The sequence below is a fragment of the Streptomyces griseosporeus genome, assembly GCF_014656055.1.
In the GTDB taxonomy this organism is placed as follows: domain Bacteria; phylum Actinomycetota; class Actinomycetes; order Streptomycetales; family Streptomycetaceae; genus Streptomyces; species Streptomyces griseosporeus.
Genome location: NZ_BNBR01000001.1, coordinates 2,029,252 through 2,046,116, shown reverse-complemented (window position 1 = coordinate 2,046,116; position 16,865 = coordinate 2,029,252). Strand labels below are relative to the sequence as shown.

The window sequence follows — 16,865 nt, the reverse complement described above, 5'->3', positions numbered from 1 at the left end:
GCGCGGCCGTCCGCCGATCCGTGTGCCGTGTGCCGAGGTGTCCTCGGCCCGGTCCTCAGGAGGCCGGGGGAGGAGGACCCTCCGGCGGTGTGAAGGTGTCGTCGCCCGCTCCCGGCCCGCTCTTGTGCGCGAGCCGGTCCATGGCGCCCTTCGCCTTGCCGGTGCCCGTCTGGATCCTGCCGCTGTACTTGCCCTTGGTCTTCTCGTCGACGACCTTCGCGGCCTTGTCCAGACCGTGGGTGATCTTGTCCCCGTGCTGCTGCGCGAGGCCCGAGACCTTCTCCTTGGCCGTGTCCTTGGCCGGGGCGAGCCTGGCCTTCAGATTGTCGAACAGACCCATGGGTCACCTTCCCTCTTCCTGGGCTCCGGCCGGCGGGCCGTCAGCTGCGGGCGCCCTCACCGGTCTGGCTGTCGGCCGCCTTCTCGGCGGACTGCTGCTGGGGGATCTCCGTGGCCTCCTGAGCCGCCTCGGCCCCCTTCCCCGCCTCGTCCGGCGCCTGCGCGGCGCCTTCCGTGCCGTCCGGCTGCGCACCCTCCTCGGGGGAACCGGCCGGTTGCTCGGCGGCCGGCGTCTCCTCCGTCGCCTGCGGCCTCCGGAAAAGTTTCGCGAAAACGCCCATTTCAACTCCATACGGTACTCGTGCGGGCGACATCCCGCCCCTCCCGTGCGCGTCCTGTTGCGCCCGGGACCGCCGTGCCTCACGCACCGGCGGCGGAATCCCGAACGGGCAACGACCCGGCTCCGGTCGCGTCACGTAACTCGTTCGAGGGCACACCGTGAGGTTTGCGAGACTGGTGCGGTGAGCAGCGCAGCCCCCGCCCCCCGCGTCATCGCCGTCGTCGGCCCCACCGCCGCCGGAAAGTCCGACCTCGGCGTCTTCCTGGCCCAGCGGCTCGGCGGCGAGGTCGTCAACGCCGACTCCATGCAGCTGTACCGAGGGATGGACATCGGCACCGCCAAGCTGACGCCCGAGGAGCGCGGCGGCGTCCCGCACCACCTGCTCGACATCTGGGACGTGACCGTCACGGCGTCCGTCGCCGAGTACCAGCGCCTCGCCCGCGCCCGCATCGACGCCCTGCTCGCCGAGGGGCGATGGCCGATCCTCGTCGGCGGCTCCGGCCTGTACGTCCGCGGGGCCGTGGACAACCTGGAGTTCCCCGGCACCGACCCGCAGGTGCGGGCCCGGCTGGAGGAGGAGCTGGCGCTGCGCGGCTCCGGTGCCCTGCACGCCCGGCTGGCCGCCGCGGACCCCGAGGCCGCCCGCGCGATCCTGCCCAGCAACGGCCGCCGTATCGTCCGGGCCCTCGAAGTGATCGAGATCACCGGCAAGCCCTTCACCGCCAACCTGCCCGGGCACGACTCCGTCTACGACACCGTCCAGATCGGCGTCGACGTGGCCCGCCCCGAGCTGGACGAGCGCATCACGCGCCGCGTAGACCGCATGTGGGAGGCCGGCCTCGTCGAGGAGGTGCGCGCACTGGAGGCGCGTGGGTTGCGCGAGGGGCGTACGGCGTCGCGCGCGCTCGGCTACCAGCAGGTGCTCGCGGCGCTCGCCGGGGAGTGCACCCTCGACGAGGCGCGAGAGGAGACCGTCCGTGCCACCAAACGCTTCGCGCGCCGTCAGGATTCATGGTTCAGGCGCGATCCGCGGGTGCACTGGTTGAGTGGGGCCGCGGAGGATCTGGCGGAACTTCCGCGGCTTGCGCTGGCGTTGATCGAACGACCGGTTACAGCCTGATCACGTCATGGCATCGGGACGCCCAGCCCGTCATCCGGGCCTCCGGCGCCGTGCCATCATCGAGCTTCGATCGACCAAGTGGAGTCCGAGTTGGGAGGGCGCGTGGCGATGGAGGCCGGCCCTCGCGACACCGCACAAGACACCGAACCCGTCACTGCCGAACGCATCAGCGAGGACAGCGGTGCACCGGAGCCGGACGGAGGTCCGCTGAGCCCGGACGGGCTCGACGAGACCGAGGGCGGGATGACCGCCGACGGCCCCGAGCCGGAGGAGATGTTCGCCTCCGGCCCCGAGGTCGAGGTCGAGCTGCGCCCGCAGCGCCGGCTGCGCATCTGGCAGCTCGCCCCCATCGTGGCGCTGGCCGCCAGCGGCTCCCTGATGTTCGCCTTCCCGCTCGCCTTCGACTTCGGCGACAGCGGCGCCGTGATCGCCATGCTGGGCCTGCTGATCTGCTCGTGCGCCGCCGGCTGGGGCATGATGGCCGCCCGCCGCGTCGGCTACTCCCTGCCGGGCCTCCCGCCCCGCGGCTCGGGCCGCCGCCCGGACTGGCGGGTCGTCCTCGCCTACGTCGTGATGGTGGCCGTGGTGGCCGTCCTCGCGGTGTGGCGCGTGGCCAGACTCCGCTGAGAGACGCAGCCCAGCCCCCTCAGGGGAGCGGGGGACTGCGCGCCCGGCACCACCGTCCCCCGCCGGACCGCGCACCGCCTCCCACGGCACCCCCGCCGGACGGCTCCCGTACGATCGAGGGGTGAGCACGCGCATCGCCTTCCTCAAGGGCCACGGCACCGAGAACGACTTCGTGATCGTCCCGGACCCCGAGAACGCCATCGACCTGCCCCCCGCCGCCGTCGCCGCCCTGTGCGACCGCCGCGCGGGCATCGGCGGCGACGGCCTGCTGCACGTCGTGCGGTCCGCCGCCCACCCCGAGGCGCGGCACATGGCGGCCGAGGCGGAGTGGTTCATGGACTACCGCAACGGCGACGGCTCCGTCGCCGAGATGTGCGGCAACGGCGTGCGCGTCTTCGCCCGCTACCTCCAGCACGCCGGGCACGCCACCGAGGGCGACCTCACCGTCGCCACCCGCGGCGGCGTGAAGACCGTGCACCTCGCCAAGGACGGCGACGTCACCGTCGGCATGGGCCGGGCCGCCTTCCCCGAGGGCGAGGTCACCGTCAGCGTCGGCGAGCGCAGCTGGCCCGCCCGGAACGTGAACATGGGCAACCCGCACGCCGTCGCCTTCGTCGACGACCTCGCGCACGCCGGAACCCTGTACGACGCCCCGCCGTTCAGCCCCGCATCCGTCTACCCGGACGGCGTCAACGTCGAGTTCGTCGTCGACCGCGGCCCCGCCCACGTCGCGATGCGCGTCCACGAGCGCGGCTCCGGCGAGACCCGCTCCTGCGGCACCGGCGCCTGCGCGGTCGCCGTGGCCGCCGCCCGCCGCGACGGCGTCGACCCCGCCGCCACCGGCACCCCGGCGACGTACACCGTGGACGTCCCCGGCGGCCGTCTGGTGATCACCGAGCTGCCCGACGGCCAGATCGAGATGACCGGCCCCGCCGTGATCGTCGCCGAGGGCGAGATCGACGCGGAGTGGCTGGCCGGGGCCGTCCGCTGAGACACGGGGGCCTCCGTCACAGGGGGCTGTCTGAAGGACCTCTCGGCGACGCCGGAGGAAAACCCCCTCGGGGACGCCGGAGGAAAACCCCCTCGGGGACGCCGGAGGAAAACCCCCTCGGGGACGCCGGGGGAAAAACCCCTCGCGTGGCGGTCGCGCCCAAACCGCAAACCCCCTCCCCTTCGCTCGAATGGGTGATCCGTTTCACGCTCGGCGAGAGGCGGTCAGCCGCGCGTGATGGGCTCGGTAGCATCAAGCACCGGCTCGGACGGGGGAATGTCGCCATCCCCTGAGCCGTGTCCGCCATGGGGCACCCCGTCCGCCGGTCCACGCAGCCGGAGGTGCTCATGAGTGCGGAGGCCACGAACCCTGCCACCCCGGGTCCGGTCACCGGGCCCACAGCACGCTGGCGGGCCCGGATCGATCTGCGCCGCCTCGGCCGGGCCGCGCTCCTGGGCCCCGCCGCGCGCGACCGGTTGCCGGACGCCATCAGCCACGTCGTGGACGCCCACCGCGCCCACCACCCCGACGCCGACCTCGAACCCCTGCGCCGCGCCTACCTGCTGGCCGAGTCCTCGCACCGCGGCCAGATGCGCAAGAGCGGCGAGCCGTACATCACCCACCCCCTCGCGGTCACCCTGATCCTCGCCGAACTCGGCGCGGAGACCACGACGTTGACGGCCTCCCTGCTCCACGACACCGTGGAAGACACGGAGGTGACGCTCGATCAGGTCGGCGAGCAGTTCGGCGAGGAGGTGCGCTTCCTCGTCGACGGCGTCACCAAGCTGGAGAAGGTCGACTACGGCGCCGCGGCCGAGCCCGAGACCTTCCGCAAGATGCTCGTCGCCACCGGCAACGACGTCCGCGTCATGTCGATCAAACTCGCCGACCGGCTGCACAACATGCGCACCCTCGGCGTCATGCGCCCCGAGAAACAGGCCCGCATCGCTAAGGTCACCCGGGACGTCCTCATCCCGCTCGCCGAACGGCTCGGCGTGCAGGCCCTCAAGACCGAACTCGAAGACCTCGTCTTCGCGATCCTGCACCCCGAGGAGTACGAGCACACCCGCGAACTGATCGTCGAGAACGCCTCCCGCGCCGACGACCCGCTCGCCGAGTTCGCCGACGAGATGCGCACCGTGCTGCGCGAGGCCGACATCCCCGCCGAAGTCGTCATCCGGCTCCGGCACTTCGTCTCCGTCCACCGCGTCGCCCGCAAACGCGGACAGCTGCGCGGCGCCGACTTCGGCCGGCTGCTGGTGCTGGTGAACGAGGACGCCGACTGCTACGCCGTCCTCGGCGAGCTGCACACCTGCATGACGCCCGTCGTCTCGGAGTTCAAGGACTTCATCGCCGTCCCCAAGTTCAACCTGTACCAGTCGCTGCACACCGCGCTCGCCCGTGAGGACGGCCAGATCGCCGAAGTCCTCATCCGCACCCACCAGATGCACAAGGTCGCCGAGGCAGGCGTCGTCGCCCTCGGCAACCCCTACGCGCCCGCGCCCGACGACCCGGCCGACGGCGAGCGCGCCGACCCCACCCGCCCCGGCTGGCTCTCCCGCCTCCTGCAGTGGCAGCAGGCCGCGCCCGACCCCGACACCTTCTGGTCCACCCTGCGCGAGGACCTCGCCCAGGACCGCGAGATCACCGTCTTCCGGCCCGACGGCGGCGCGCTCGGCCTGCCCGAGGGCGCCACCTGCGTCGACGCCGCGTACGCGCAGTACGGCGAGGACGCCCACGCCTGCCTCGGCGCCCGCGTCAACGGCCGGCTGGCCACGCTCAGCACCGTGCTGCGCGACGGCGACACCGTCGAGCTGCTCATGGGCCAGGACCCGGCCGCCGAGCCGTCCCGCGAGTGGCTGGACCACGCCCACACCCCCGCCGCGCGCATCGCCATCCAGCGGTGGCTGGCCACCCACCCGGCTCCCGCGCCTCAGCAAGGGCCGGCACAGGACACCCCCGCGACCGCGGACACGGCCCGGGCGTCCGGACAGACGGCCCCCCACCCCTCCGCCGAGCCACAGCCACCCACCGCCCGGCCCGGCGCCAACGCCGTGGTGGACCGCCCCGGGGCCACCGTCCGGCTCGCCGGCTGCTGTACGCCCGTACCGCCCGACGAGGTCACCGGCTTCGCCGTACGCGGCGGCGCGGTCACCGTGCACCGCGTGCAGTGCGCCGCCGTGGCACGGATGAAGGAGGCGGGGCGCGCGGAGGTCGGCGTGCGCTGGGGGGACGCCACCGAGTGCCGGGTCACGCTGGTCGCCGAATCGTTCGGCCGCCCCCATCTGCTGGCCGACCTGACCGAGGCCATCGCCCTGGAGGGCGCCGAGATCGTCTCCGCGACCGTCGAACCCCCCAGCCAGCAGCGCGTACGCCACACCTACACCCTCCAGCTCCCTGACGCCGCCCACCTCCCCGCCCTCATGCGCGCCATGCGCAACGTCCCCGGCGTCTACGACGTGAGCCGGGCCCAGCACCACACCCCGAGCCTCTGAGAAGGCGCCCACGCGCGCGTGCGCAACCCGTTCGGGTGGGGCGGGCGCGCGTCGCCGCCGGACGGGGCCGGGGCGCTGGTAGCGGTGGTGCATGCTGCTCACCCCGCGTGACTCTCGTGCCCCGTCCCGGCGCGTCCAGGGCGCCCGCCGAGCGGCGGCGGCGCTCGTCGCCTCCGCCGTCTCCGTCTGCCTCGTCGCCGCGAGCGCGCCACCGGCCGCGCTGGGCGTCGGCGACCGCCTCTTCCCGTACCTCGGCAACCCCGGCTACGACGTGGCGTCGTACGACCTGTCCTTCACCTACAGCGGCAGGAACACCGAGCCGCTGAAGGCGGTCACCACCATCGACGCCTGGACCACCGCGCCCCTGGAGCGGATCAACCTCGACTTCGCGTACGGCGACGTCGAGTCCGTCGAGGTCGACGGCGAACCGGCCTCCTTCGCCGCCGTCGGCGAAGATCTCGTGGTCACCCCGGCCCGGCCGCTCGACCGGGGCAGCTGGACCCGCGTCACCGTGCGGCACACCAGCGACCCCACCCCGGCGACCGACCGGGACAGCGGCTGGATCCGCACCGCCGACGGCCTCGCCATGGCCAACCAGGCCGACGCCGCCCACCTGGTCTTCCCCTGCAACGACCACCCCTCCGACAAGGCGATGTTCACCATCACCGTCACCGCCCCCGACGGCTACACGGCCGTCGCCAACGGTCTGCCGGCGGGAACCGAGCGGGCGGGCCGCACCACCACCTGGACCTACCGCAGCCAACACCCGATGGCCACCGAGCTGGCCCAGGTCTCCATCGGCCGCTCCCGCGTCCTGCACCGCGCCGGCCCGCACGGACTGCCGGTGCGGGACGTCGTGCCCGCGGCGGACGCGGCGAGGCTCGAACGCTGGCTGAAGAAGACCCCCGACCAGATCGCCTGGCTGGAGAGCAAGGTCGGCCGCTACCCGTTCGAGACGTACGGCCTGCTCATGGCCGGCGCCGACACCGGCTTCGAGCTGGAGACCCAGACGCTCTCCCTGTTCGAGAAGGACCTGTTCACCGAGCCCGCCTACCCCGAGTGGTACGTCGACTCGATCATGGTCCACGAACTGTCCCACCAGTGGTTCGGCAACAGCGTCACCCCGCGCACCTGGTCCGATGTGTGGCTGAACGAGGGCCACGCCACCTGGTACGAGGCCCTGTACGCCGAGGAGCACGGCGACCGGCCGATGCAGGCCCGGATGAAGGCCGCGTACGCCGCCTCCGACCGCTGGCGCGCCGCCGGCGGACCCCCGGCCGCCCCGAAGGCGCCCGTCCCCGGCCAGAAGATCGGCATCTTCCGCGCCAACGTCTACGACGGTGCCGCGCTCGTCCTCTACGCCCTGCGCGAGGAGATCGGCGCGTCCGCCTTCGCCCGCCTGGAACGCGTCTGGCTGCGCGAACACCAGGACGACACCGCCGGCACGGCCGACTTCACCGAGCTGGCCTCCGACATCACCGGCCGCGACCTCAGCGGCTTCTTCCGGGCCTGGCTGTACGGCGAGAAGACCCCGCCCATGCCGGGGCACCCCGACTGGACGTCCGTCGCCCCCGCCAAGGCCGCCGGGGGCCGCGGATAAAGCGGTGACGGGACGGCCGTGCCGTGCGACCATCGTGAGGTCGGCGCGGCACGGGCACGGGCTCCGCGGTACTCGGCACCCCGGGTACCGGGTACGGGAATCTCCCGGGGTACTCGTGCGTTGTGCAAGATGAACACCGGCAACGGATTCCCATCGACGTAAGGACCCAATGACCTCCTCTTCTTCCCCTTCCCAGGACACCAAGCGTCTCGCGCACGACTACCCCGAGGGCCTTCGGGCCGATGCCCTGATGGAAGAGGACGTCGCCTGGAGCCACGAGATCGACGGCGAGCGGGACGGCGACCAGCTCGACCGCTCCGAGCGCGCGGCTCTGCGCCGCGTCGCGGGCCTCTCCACCGAACTCCAGGACGTCACCGAGGTCGAGTACCGGCAGCTGCGCCTGGAGCGGGTCGTGCTCGTCGGTGTGTGGACCTCGGGCACCGTGCAGGACGCGGAGAACTCCCTCGCGGAACTGGCGGCCCTCGCGGAGACCGCGGGCGCGCTCGTGCTCGACGGCGTGATCCAGCGCCGGGACAAGCCCGACGCGGCGACCTACATCGGCTCCGGCAAAGCCGACGAGCTGCGGGACATCGTCCTGGAGTCGGGCGCGGACACCGTCATCTGCGACGGTGAGCTGAGCCCGGGCCAGCTGATCCACCTCGAGGACGTCGTCAAGGTCAAGGTCATCGACCGTACGGCCCTGATCCTCGACATCTTCGCCCAGCACGCGAAGTCCCGCGAGGGCAAGGCGCAGGTCGCGCTCGCGCAGATGCAGTACATGCTGCCGCGACTGCGCGGCTGGGGTCAGTCGCTGTCCCGGCAGATGGGCGGCGGCAAGGGCGGCGGCCTCGCCACCCGTGGCCCCGGTGAGACCAAGATCGAGACGGACCGGCGACGGATCCGCGAGAAGATGGCGAAGATGCGCCGGGAGATCGCGGAGATGAAGACGGGCCGCGACATCAAGCGCAAGGAGCGCAAGCGCCACCGCGTGCCGTCCGTCGCCATCGCGGGCTACACCAACGCGGGCAAGTCCTCTCTGCTCAACCGGCTCACCGGCGCGGGCGTGCTGGTCGAGAACGCCCTGTTCGCGACCCTGGACCCGACCGTGCGCCGGGCCGAGACCCCGGGTGGCCGGCTCTACACGCTGGCCGACACCGTCGGCTTCGTCCGGCACCTGCCCCACCACCTGGTCGAGGCGTTCCGCTCCACCATGGAGGAGGTCGGCGAGTCCGACCTGATCCTGCACGTGGTGGACGGCTCGCACCCGAACCCGGAGGAGCAGCTCGCCGCCGTGCGCGAGGTGATCCGGGACGTCGGCGCCACCGACGTGCCCGAGATCGTCGTGGTCAACAAGGCGGACGCGGCCGACCCGCTGGTGCTCCAGCGGCTGCTGCGGATCGAGAAGCGGTCCATCGCCGTCTCGGCCCGCACCGGCCAGGGCATCGCCGAGCTGCTCGCCCTGATCGACGACGAGCTGCCGCGGCCGGCCGTCGAGATCGAGGCGCTCGTGCCGTACACGCACGGCAAGCTGGTCGCGCGTGCCCACGATGAGGGCGAGGTGATCTCCGCGGAGCACACGGCGGAGGGCACCCTGCTCAAGGCGCGGGTCCACGAGGAGCTGGCGGCCGACCTGGCACCATACGTGCCGGCCGCCGCGCTCTGACCCGCTGACCGGCCCACCGGCAGCCATAGCGAAGGCCCGCCCCCTGTCTCGCGCAGGAGGCGGGCCTTCGTCATGCCGTCGTCTGTTGGTGACGTCAGTTGGCGGCCGCGTACTTCTTGCTCACCGCGTCGTACACGCCCTTCGCGACCTCACCCAGCCGCGGACCGGCCAGCCAGCCCGAAGTCACCGGGCCGATCGAGGTGTTGGAGACCAGTGCGGGCTTGCCGTCCGCGCCCGTGGCGACCCAGCCGCCGCCCGAGGAACCGCCGGTCATGGTGCAGCCGATCCGGTACATCGTCGGGTCGGAGGCGTTGAGCGAGAGCCGGCCCGGCTTGTCCTGGCACCGGTACAGGGTCTGCCCGTCGTACGGCGGTGCCGCCGGGTAGCCCGTCGCCGTGAGGTTCTGGATCTTCCCCACGGCCGGGGCCTTGAAGTCCACCGGCAGGGCGGAACCGACCGTCTCCTCCAGGGACTTGCCGCCGTTGCCCTCCTCCGGCGTCACATGGATCACCGCGAAGTCGTACGACGCCCCGTCACCGCCGCTCGCGCCGCCCTGCTCGATCCACTGGTCCGAGGTCTGCGCCCAGTCCGCCCACCACACGCCGTACGGCGCGACCTGCTCCTTGGTGGCACTCTGGATCTTCTCCGTCGACAGGCCGGAGTCGTTGTACGACGGCACGAACGCCAGGTTGCGGTACCAGCCGCCCTTCTTGCCGGCGTGCACGCAGTGGCCCGCCGTCCACACCAGGTTGGACTTGCCCGGGTGGGCGGGGTCCTGCACCACGGTTGCCGAGCACACCATCGTGCCCTCGGGCGAGTCGAAGAACACCTTGCCCGCCTCGGGGGCGTTGGCGTGGTAGCTCGGCGGCACGGCCTTCGCCCGCACCGGCGCGGGCTCCGGGTCGGTCACGCCCTGGTCGTCGGAGAGGTCGCTGTCGTCGACCCCGCGGTCGGGGTCGTCGGCGTCCCGCATCCGGTCCGGGTTCCACAGGCCCTTGATGATCGGGTTGACGAAGTCCTTGGCCTCGCGCAGCCAGTCGTCCCTGTCCCAGTTCTTCCAGGCGCCGTTCCGCCACTTGTCGAGGTCGATCCCGTGCTCCTTGAGCCGGTCCTTGATGTCGTCCGGGATCCGGATCTTCCCGTCGCCCGCCGCGGACGCGGACGCGGAGGCCTGGCCGTCCGCGTTCGTGTCGTCGCCCGACTCGCAGGCGGTCGCGGTGAGCGCGAGCGCCGAGACGAGGGCGACGGCGGCCAGCCGGGAGGAGGTCCCGCGGCGCGCGCCCCGCTCCCGGCGGGCGGTGAACGACGGACGTGTGGATCGCATGCTGGTGACTCCCCCTGGGACGAACGAACTTGGCGAACGGCACCACACACTATGCGGTCGCTGTGGGCGGCCACCGACGGGTCCGCAACGGTTCGGCTACAAGGCAGGGTCCGGGGCAACTCCGCGCGGCCGCGCCGGCGGAGAGCGTGCCGGAGGGTGCGGGATTCGATCTTCTGGTGACCCGTAACCCGGAGGGTGGTGCGTGGTTGGTAGCGGTGGGGCCCGCGGGCGGTGCGCGGGCGGGGGCGGGGTGCCGTGTCCTGCGGCGGGAGGAGAGAGAACGTGACCGTGATCGAGGAAATTCCGCGGCGCCAGCCGGTCCGTGAGCCGGCGGCCCGTACCTACGCGCGCTCGCTGCCGGTCGTCCCGGTGCGGGCGCGCGGGCTGACCATCGAGGGCGCGGACGGCCGCCGCTACCTGGACTGCCTCTCCGGGGCGGGCACGCTGCCGCTCGGGCACAACCACCCCGTCGTCCTGGAAGCCGTCCGCAAGGTGCTCGACTCCGGGGCGCCCCTGCACGTCCTCGGTGTCGCGACCCCGGTCGAGGACGCGTTCGTCGCCGAGCTGGTCCGCACGCTGCCGCCCGGACTCGCCCGCCACGCGCGCGTGGAGTTCTGCGGCCCGGCCGCCCGGGACGCCGTCGACGCCGCGCTCCGGCTGGTCCGCGAGGCCAGTGGCCGTCCCGGCATCCTCGCCTTCACGGGCGCCCATCACGGCGCCGCGGCCGACCCTGTCGGGTCTGCCTCCGGAGCCGGGACTCTCCGGCTGCCCTACCCGCAGGACTACCGCTGCCCGTTCGGCATCGGCGGCCCGCAGGGCGCCGAACTCGCCGCCCGCTGGGCCGAGTCGCTCCTCGACGACCCGCTGTCCGGCCTGCCGCGGCCCGCGGGGATGATCGTCGAGGCCGTCCAGGGCGAGGGCGGTGTGCTGCCCGCCCCCGACGCCTGGCTGCGGCGCATGCGGCGGATCACCGCCGAGCGCTCCCTGCCGCTCATCGCCGACGAGATCCACACGGGCGTCGGACGCACCGGCGCCTTCTGGGCCGTCCAGCACAGCGGCGTGACCCCCGACGTGATGGTCCTGTCCGACGCGATCGGCGGCAGCCTTCCGCTGTCCGCGATCGTCTACCGGGACGACCTCGCCACCGCGCGGCCCGGCGACCGCGCCCCCGGCCCGCGCGGCAACCAGCTCGCCATGGCGGCGGGCGCCGCCACCCTGTCGTACGTCCGCGAGAACCGCCTGCCCGAACGCGCGGCGGACCTCGGCACCCGCATGCTGTCCCTTCTCCGCGCCCTCGCCGACGCGTTCCCCTGCGTCGGGGAGGTGCGGGGGCGCGGGCTGATGATCGGCGTGGAGCTGGTGCAGGGGGAGGGCGCAGGCGCGGGTGCCTCGGGCGGCGCCGCCGTGTCCGGCGGTGGGGTGACCTCAGAGGACGCGGCCCTTGCGTTCGGCGGCGGAGTGGCTTCCGCGGATGCCGCCCTTGCGCCCGGCGGCGGGGTGACTTCCAGCGACGCCGCCCTTGCGCCCGGCTCGGGGCCGGTGCCCCGGCCCGCCGCCCCCGAACTCGCCGCGGCCGTCCAGCGGGAGTGTCTGCGGCGCGGCCTGATCGTGGGGCTCGGCGGCCGGCACGCGAGCGTCGTACGCCTCCTGCCGCCGCTGACCATCACCGACGAACAGGCCACCGCCGTACTGGACCGGCTCGCCGACGCCGTCCAGGCCGCCGCCCTGCGCACCCCCTCCGAGGAAGCACCGTGAACACCGTCCCCCGGACCGAAGCCGGCCCCCAGCACCCGGCCCCGGACGCCACCGTCCCCCGGCAGCGCGTATCCGCCGCACCGCTGCCGTACGAAGAGGCCGCCGACGGCCTCGGGCCGGATCCGCTCCACCACCCCGATCCGCACACCGCGGCCGACGCCGCCACGGTGGAGAACCTGCTGCGCTGCTGGGTCCGCGAGACCGGGCTCCCCGCCCCCGCCGACGGCGAGCTGCGCATCGCGCTGCCCGCCGGCGGTACGGCGCTGATCGTCCCGGTCCGCCACTGGTCCCCGGTGGGCCTGCACCGCTTCGGCCGCGCCCGGCTCGCCGGCGCCCCCGCCCGGTCGGGGCCGGTCGACGCGGTCACCGTCGCGGCCATGCTCGGCCGGGAGGCGGCCGAGGGCGCCGCCGACGCCCACACCACCGACCTCGTCGCACGGGTGGCCGACTCGGTCCGCCGTACCGCCGTCTTCCTGCACGACCGCAGGCAGCACCCGGCCGACGGACCGGTCCACTTCCTCTCGGCGGAACAGGCGCTGCTCCTTGGACACCCGCTGCACCCGGCCCCGAAGAGCCGCGAGGGGCTCACGGAGGCCGAGGAACGGGTGTACTCGCCGGAGACGCGCGGCGCGTTCCCCCTGCACTGGGTCGCCGTGGCCCCCTCCGTGCTCGCCGCCGACTCCGCGTGGACCGAGCGCGGCCGGCCCGTCCCGGCGGACCGGCTCACCGCCCGGCTCGCGGGCGCCGGGCTGCCCGTGCCCGACGGGTACGCGCCACTGCCGCTGCACCCGTGGCAATGGCGCGAGGTACGGCACCGCCCCGGAACCGCGGCCCTGCTCGACGCGGGCCTCCTGCGCGATCTCGGTCCGTGCGGCGCCCCCTGGCACCCCACCTCCTCCGTGCGCACCGTGTACCGGTCCGGCGCACCGGCCATGCTCAAGCTGTCGCTGGCCCTGCGGATCACCAACTCGCGCCGCGAGAACCTCCGCAAGGAACTGCACCGGGGCGTGGAGGTGCACCGCCTGCTGCGCACCGGCCTGGCCCGGGAGTGGCACGCGGCCCATCCGGGCTTCGACATCGTCCGCGACCCGGCCTGGGTCGCCGTGGACGCCCCGGACGGCGGCCCCGTACCCGGCCTGGACGTGGTGATCCGGCACAACCCCTTCACCCCCGCGGACGACGTCTCCTGCGTCGCCGGGCTCGTCGCGCCCGAGCGGACGCCGTCCGGGTCCCGGCTGGCCGCCGTGCTCACCCGGCTGGCCGCCCGGAGCGGGCGCCCGCGCGGGGCCGTGGCCGCCGAGTGGTTCCTGCGCTACCTGGAGCAGGTGGTCCGGCCCGTGCTGTGGCTGGACGGCGAGGCGGGCATCGCCCTGGAGGCACACCAGCAGAACACCCTGCTCCTGCTGGACGCCGACGGCTGGCCCGCGGGCGGCCGCTACCGCGACAACCAGGGCTACTACTTCCGCGCGTCACGGCGCGCGGACCTCGACGCCCGGCTGCCCGGCATCGGAATCCGCAGCGACACGTTCGTCCCGGACGACGTCACCGACGAACGTTTCACCTACTACCTCGCGATCAACAACGTGTTCGGGCTCATCGGCGCGCTCGGTGCGCAGCGCCTCGCCGACGAACGGCTGCTGCTCGCCGCGTTCCGCCGCTTCCTCGCCGGCGCCGCCTCGGGGCCCGGCCGGATGCGCAGCTCCGTGCCAGGGCGGCTGCTGGACTCGCCGGTCCTGCGCTGCAAGGCCAACCTGCTCACGCGCCTGCACGGGCTGGACGAACTCGTCGGCCCGGTCGACACCCAGTCCGTCTACGTCACGATCGCCAATCCCCTGCACGGGTGAGGGCGGAGAGGAGCATGACGGTGGTGGACGGCGTGCGCGGGGGGAGTGCGTCGGTGTTGGACGGCGTGCGCGGGGGGAGTGCGGGTGCGTCGGTGTTGGACGACATCGGCGCGTGGGCCCCGGTCTCCACCCCCGTCGGCACCCTCCGCCTCGTCCCCGTGCGCGTCGAGCGGGACCTCCCCCTGCTGGTCCGCTGGATGAACGACCCGGTGGTCGCCGCCTTCTGGGAGCTGGCCGGCCCGGCCGCCGTCACCGAGCGGCATGTACGCGCCCAGCTCGACGGCGACGGGCACAGCGTCCCCTGCCTCGGCGTCCTGGACGGCACGCCCATGAGCTACTGGGAGATCTACCGGGCCGATCTCGATCCGCTGGCCCGGCATTACCCCGCCCGCACCGACGACACCGGCATCCATCTGCTCATCGGCGGCCCGGCCGACCGGGGGCGCGGCCTCGGCGGCACGCTGATCCGCGCCGTTGCCGACCTGGTCCTCGACCACCGTCCCGCCTGCGCCCGGGTCGTCGCCGAACCCGACGTGCGGAACACGCCGTCCGTCGCCGCCTTCCTCACCGCCGGGTTCCGGTTTGCGGCCGAGGCCGAGCTGCCCGGGAAACGGGCCGCGCTCATGATCCGAGACCGGTCGCTGCGGGCCCTGCTGTAGGACGCGGGCCGCCGGTCACCTCCGGGCGCAGAATGGTCGTACGGCGTATCCCTCTCGCCACGTCCCGTTCCCGTCCGAAACACCCTGGTCTTGAACCCACCCCTCTCCCTCCCTGTGATCACCCGTTTGTCAGTGCCGGGCCGTAGGGTGGTCGGGCTATGACGAAGCCCTCACTCCCCGAACTCCTCCATGCCGCCGTCGGCGCCGTCGGCGGTACGGAGCGCCCTGGCCAGGTGGCCATGGCCCAGGCCGTCGCCGAGGCCATCGACGACGGCTCGCACCTGCTCGTGCAGGCCGGCACAGGCACCGGCAAGTCGCTCGGCTACCTCGTCCCGGCGCTGGCGCACGGCGAGCGGGTGGTCGTCGCGACCGCCACGCTGGCCCTGCAGCGCCAGCTCGTGGAGCGGGACCTGCCGCGCACCGTGGACGCGCTGCACCCGCTGCTGCGCCGCCGCCCGGAGTTCGCGATGCTCAAGGGCCGGTCGAACTACCTGTGCCTGCACCGCCTGCACGAGGGCATGCCGCAGGACGAGGAGGAGGGCCTGTTCGACCAGTTCGAGGCCGCCGCGCCCACCAGCAAGCTGGGCCAGGACCTGCTGCGGATGCGCGACTGGGCGGACGAGACCGAGTCCGGCGACCGCGACGACCTCACCCCCGGCGTGTCCGACCGGGCCTGGGCCCAGGTGTCGGTGTCCTCCCGGGAGTGCCTGGGCGCCTCGAAGTGTGCCTATGGCGCGGAGTGCTTCGCCGAGATGGCCCGCGAGCGTGCCAAGCTCGCCGAGGTCGTCGTCACCAACCACGCGCTGCTGGCGATCGACGCGATCGAGGGCGCCCCGGTCCTGCCGCAGCACGAGGTGCTGATCGTCGACGAGGCGCACGAGCTGGTCTCCCGGGTCACCGGCGTCGCCACCGGCGAGCTGACGCCCGGCCAGGTCAACCGCGCGGTGCGCCGCGCCGCCAAGCTCGTCAACGAGAAGGCCGCCGACCAGCTCCAGACCGCCGCCGAGGGCTTCGAGAAGCTGATGGAGCTGGCCCTGCCGGGCCGACTGGAGGAGATCCCGGAGGACCTCGGGTACGCGCTCATGGCGCTGCGCGACGCCGCCCGCACGGTGATCTCCGCGATCGGCGCCACCCGCGACAAGTCCGTCCAGGACGAGGACGCGGTCCGCAAGCAGGCCCTCGCCTCGGTGGAGACCGTGCACGACGTGGCGGAGCGGATCGTCAACGGCTCCGAGTGGGACGTCGTCTGGTACGAGCGGCACGACCGCTTCGGCGCCTCCCTGCGCGTCGCCCCCATGTCCGTCTCAGGCCTGCTGCGCGAGAAGCTCTTCGCCGACCGCTCGGTGATCCTCACCTCCGCCACGCTGAAGCTGGGCGGCGACTTCAACGGCGTCGGTGCCTCCCTGGGCCTCGCGCCCGAGGGCACCGAGGGCGAGGACGTCCCGCAGTGGAAGGGCGTCGACGTCGGCTCCCCGTTCGACTACCGCAAGCAGGGCATCCTGTACGTCGCCAAGCACCTGGCGCGCCCGGCCCGCGACGGCGACCGCGCCGACATGCTGGACGAGCTGACCGAGCTGATCCAGGCGGCCGGCGGGCGCACGCTCGGCCTCTTCTCCTCGATGCGGGGCGCCCAGCTCGCCGCGGAGGAGCTGCGCGGCCGTATCCCGGAGTTCCCGATCCTCCTCCAGGGCGAGGAGACCCTGGGCGAGCTGATCAAGAACTTCGCGGCCGACCCGAAGACGTGTCTGTTCGGCACGCTCTCGCTCTGGCAGGGCGTCGACGTCCCGGGCCCGAGCTGCCAGCTGGTGGTCATGGACAAGATCCCGTTCCCGCGCCCGGACGACCCGCTGATGAGCGCGCGCCAGAAGGCGGTGGAGGACGCCGGCGGCAACGGCTTCATGGCGGTCGCCGCGACCCACGCCGCGCTGCTCATGGCCCAGGGCGCGGGCCGTCTGGTCCGCGCCTCGGGCGACCGCGGCGTGGTCGCCGTACTCGACCCGCGTCTCGCGACGGCCCGCTACGGCGGCTATCTGAAGGCCTCGCTGCCGGACTTCTGGTACACGACGGACCGCAACCAGGTCCGCAGGTCCCTGGCCGCGATCGACGCGACGGCCCGGCAGACGGAGGCGGAGAAGGCGTAGGGGGAGCGGGGCCCGGACAGCCCAGGG

Annotated in this window: 13 protein-coding genes; 10 read left to right on the top strand and 3 right to left on the bottom strand. The window is 73.5% G+C overall.

The window, feature by feature from the left end:
• Positions 1–55: 55 nt before the first annotated feature.
• Together IE308_RS08810 and IE308_RS08805 are read right to left on the bottom strand one after the other, a co-directional pair.
• Positions 56–340: an antitoxin gene (locus IE308_RS08810; RefSeq protein WP_110631562.1), complete on the bottom strand. Its 285-nt coding sequence runs from the start codon at positions 338–340 to the stop codon at positions 56–58.
• 40 nt (positions 341–380) lie between these two features.
• On the bottom strand, positions 381–620 hold the full coding sequence (locus IE308_RS08805; RefSeq protein WP_110631565.1) for a hypothetical protein: 240 nt from the start codon (positions 618–620) through the stop codon (positions 381–383).
• A gap of 180 nt (positions 621–800) precedes the next feature.
• Here IE308_RS08805 and miaA point away from each other — a divergent pair, with 180 nt between their 5' ends.
• The 6 genes from miaA to hflX all read left to right on the top strand — a co-directional run bounded on the left by miaA (position 801) and on the right by hflX (position 9,115).
• Positions 801–1,739, top strand: a complete 939-nt coding sequence (gene miaA, locus IE308_RS08800) for a tRNA (adenosine(37)-N6)-dimethylallyltransferase MiaA (RefSeq protein ID WP_110631568.1) — start codon at positions 801–803, stop codon at positions 1,737–1,739.
• Positions 1,740–1,847: 108 nt separating this feature from the next.
• Positions 1,848–2,366 (top strand): hypothetical protein, encoded by a 519-nt coding sequence (locus tag IE308_RS08795; RefSeq protein ID WP_190217420.1) that lies wholly within the window; start codon positions 1,848–1,850, stop codon positions 2,364–2,366.
• Positions 2,367–2,487: 121 nt separating this feature from the next.
• A complete protein-coding gene (dapF, locus tag IE308_RS08790) occupies positions 2,488–3,357 on the top strand; it encodes a diaminopimelate epimerase (RefSeq protein ID WP_190217266.1) in 870 nt (289 codons plus the stop codon).
• 347 nt (positions 3,358–3,704) lie between these two features.
• Positions 3,705–5,852, top strand: coding sequence for a RelA/SpoT family protein (locus IE308_RS08785; RefSeq protein WP_190217265.1), 2,148 nt, complete (start codon positions 3,705–3,707; stop codon positions 5,850–5,852).
• 91 nt (positions 5,853–5,943) lie between these two features.
• The gene (locus tag IE308_RS08780) at positions 5,944–7,452 is read left to right on the top strand and encodes a M1 family metallopeptidase (protein WP_190217264.1); all 1,509 of its coding nucleotides are present in this window, start codon (positions 5,944–5,946) and stop codon (positions 7,450–7,452) included.
• Between the two features lie 169 nt (positions 7,453–7,621).
• Positions 7,622–9,115 (top strand): GTPase HflX, encoded by a 1,494-nt coding sequence (gene hflX / locus IE308_RS08775; RefSeq protein ID WP_190217263.1) that lies wholly within the window; start codon positions 7,622–7,624, stop codon positions 9,113–9,115.
• Positions 9,116–9,209: 94 nt separating this feature from the next.
• Here the strand turns inward: hflX and IE308_RS08770 are convergent, their stop codons facing one another.
• Complete coding sequence (locus IE308_RS08770; RefSeq protein ID WP_190217262.1) at positions 9,210–10,439, bottom strand: trypsin-like serine peptidase; 1,230 nt, start codon at positions 10,437–10,439, stop codon at positions 9,210–9,212.
• 282 nt (positions 10,440–10,721) lie between these two features.
• Between IE308_RS08770 and IE308_RS08765 the strand changes: the two genes are divergently transcribed.
• From IE308_RS08765 to IE308_RS08750, 4 genes are all read left to right on the top strand, one after another.
• Complete coding sequence (locus tag IE308_RS08765) at positions 10,722–12,194, top strand: aminotransferase class III-fold pyridoxal phosphate-dependent enzyme (RefSeq protein ID WP_308440085.1); 1,473 nt, start codon at positions 10,722–10,724, stop codon at positions 12,192–12,194.
• Positions 12,191–14,038 (top strand): IucA/IucC family protein, encoded by a 1,848-nt coding sequence (locus tag IE308_RS08760; RefSeq protein WP_190217260.1) that lies wholly within the window; start codon positions 12,191–12,193, stop codon positions 14,036–14,038. Before IE308_RS08765 ends, IE308_RS08760 begins: the two co-directional genes overlap by 4 nt.
• Before the next feature lie 14 nt (positions 14,039–14,052).
• On the top strand, positions 14,053–14,697 hold the full coding sequence (locus tag IE308_RS08755) for a GNAT family N-acetyltransferase (protein WP_373314474.1): 645 nt from the start codon (positions 14,053–14,055) through the stop codon (positions 14,695–14,697).
• A gap of 158 nt (positions 14,698–14,855) precedes the next feature.
• Positions 14,856–16,838, top strand: a complete 1,983-nt coding sequence (locus IE308_RS08750; protein WP_190217259.1) for an ATP-dependent DNA helicase — start codon at positions 14,856–14,858, stop codon at positions 16,836–16,838.
• Positions 16,839–16,865: the final 27 nt, after the last annotated feature.

What these genes read in the sequence shown, in the direction of transcription:
- IE308_RS08810 (WP_110631562.1), bottom strand. Translation starts at nt 340, where the DNA reads ATGGGTCTGTTCGACAATCTGAAGGCCAGGCTCGCCCCGGCCAAGGAC.
- IE308_RS08805 (WP_110631565.1), bottom strand. Translation starts at nt 620, where the DNA reads ATGGGCGTTTTCGCGAAACTTTTCCGGAGGCCGCAGGCGACGGAGGAG.
- IE308_RS08795 (WP_190217420.1), top strand. Translation starts at nt 1,848, where the DNA reads ATGGAGGCCGGCCCTCGCGACACCGCACAAGACACCGAACCCGTCACT.
- IE308_RS08785 (WP_190217265.1), top strand. Translation starts at nt 3,705, where the DNA reads ATGAGTGCGGAGGCCACGAACCCTGCCACCCCGGGTCCGGTCACCGGG.
- IE308_RS08780 (WP_190217264.1), top strand. Translation starts at nt 5,944, where the DNA reads ATGCTGCTCACCCCGCGTGACTCTCGTGCCCCGTCCCGGCGCGTCCAG.
- hflX (WP_190217263.1), top strand. Translation starts at nt 7,622, where the DNA reads ATGACCTCCTCTTCTTCCCCTTCCCAGGACACCAAGCGTCTCGCGCAC.
- IE308_RS08770 (WP_190217262.1), bottom strand. Translation starts at nt 10,439, where the DNA reads ATGCGATCCACACGTCCGTCGTTCACCGCCCGCCGGGAGCGGGGCGCG.
- IE308_RS08755 (WP_373314474.1), top strand. Translation starts at nt 14,053, where the DNA reads ATGACGGTGGTGGACGGCGTGCGCGGGGGGAGTGCGTCGGTGTTGGAC.
- IE308_RS08750 (WP_190217259.1), top strand. Translation starts at nt 14,856, where the DNA reads ATGACGAAGCCCTCACTCCCCGAACTCCTCCATGCCGCCGTCGGCGCC.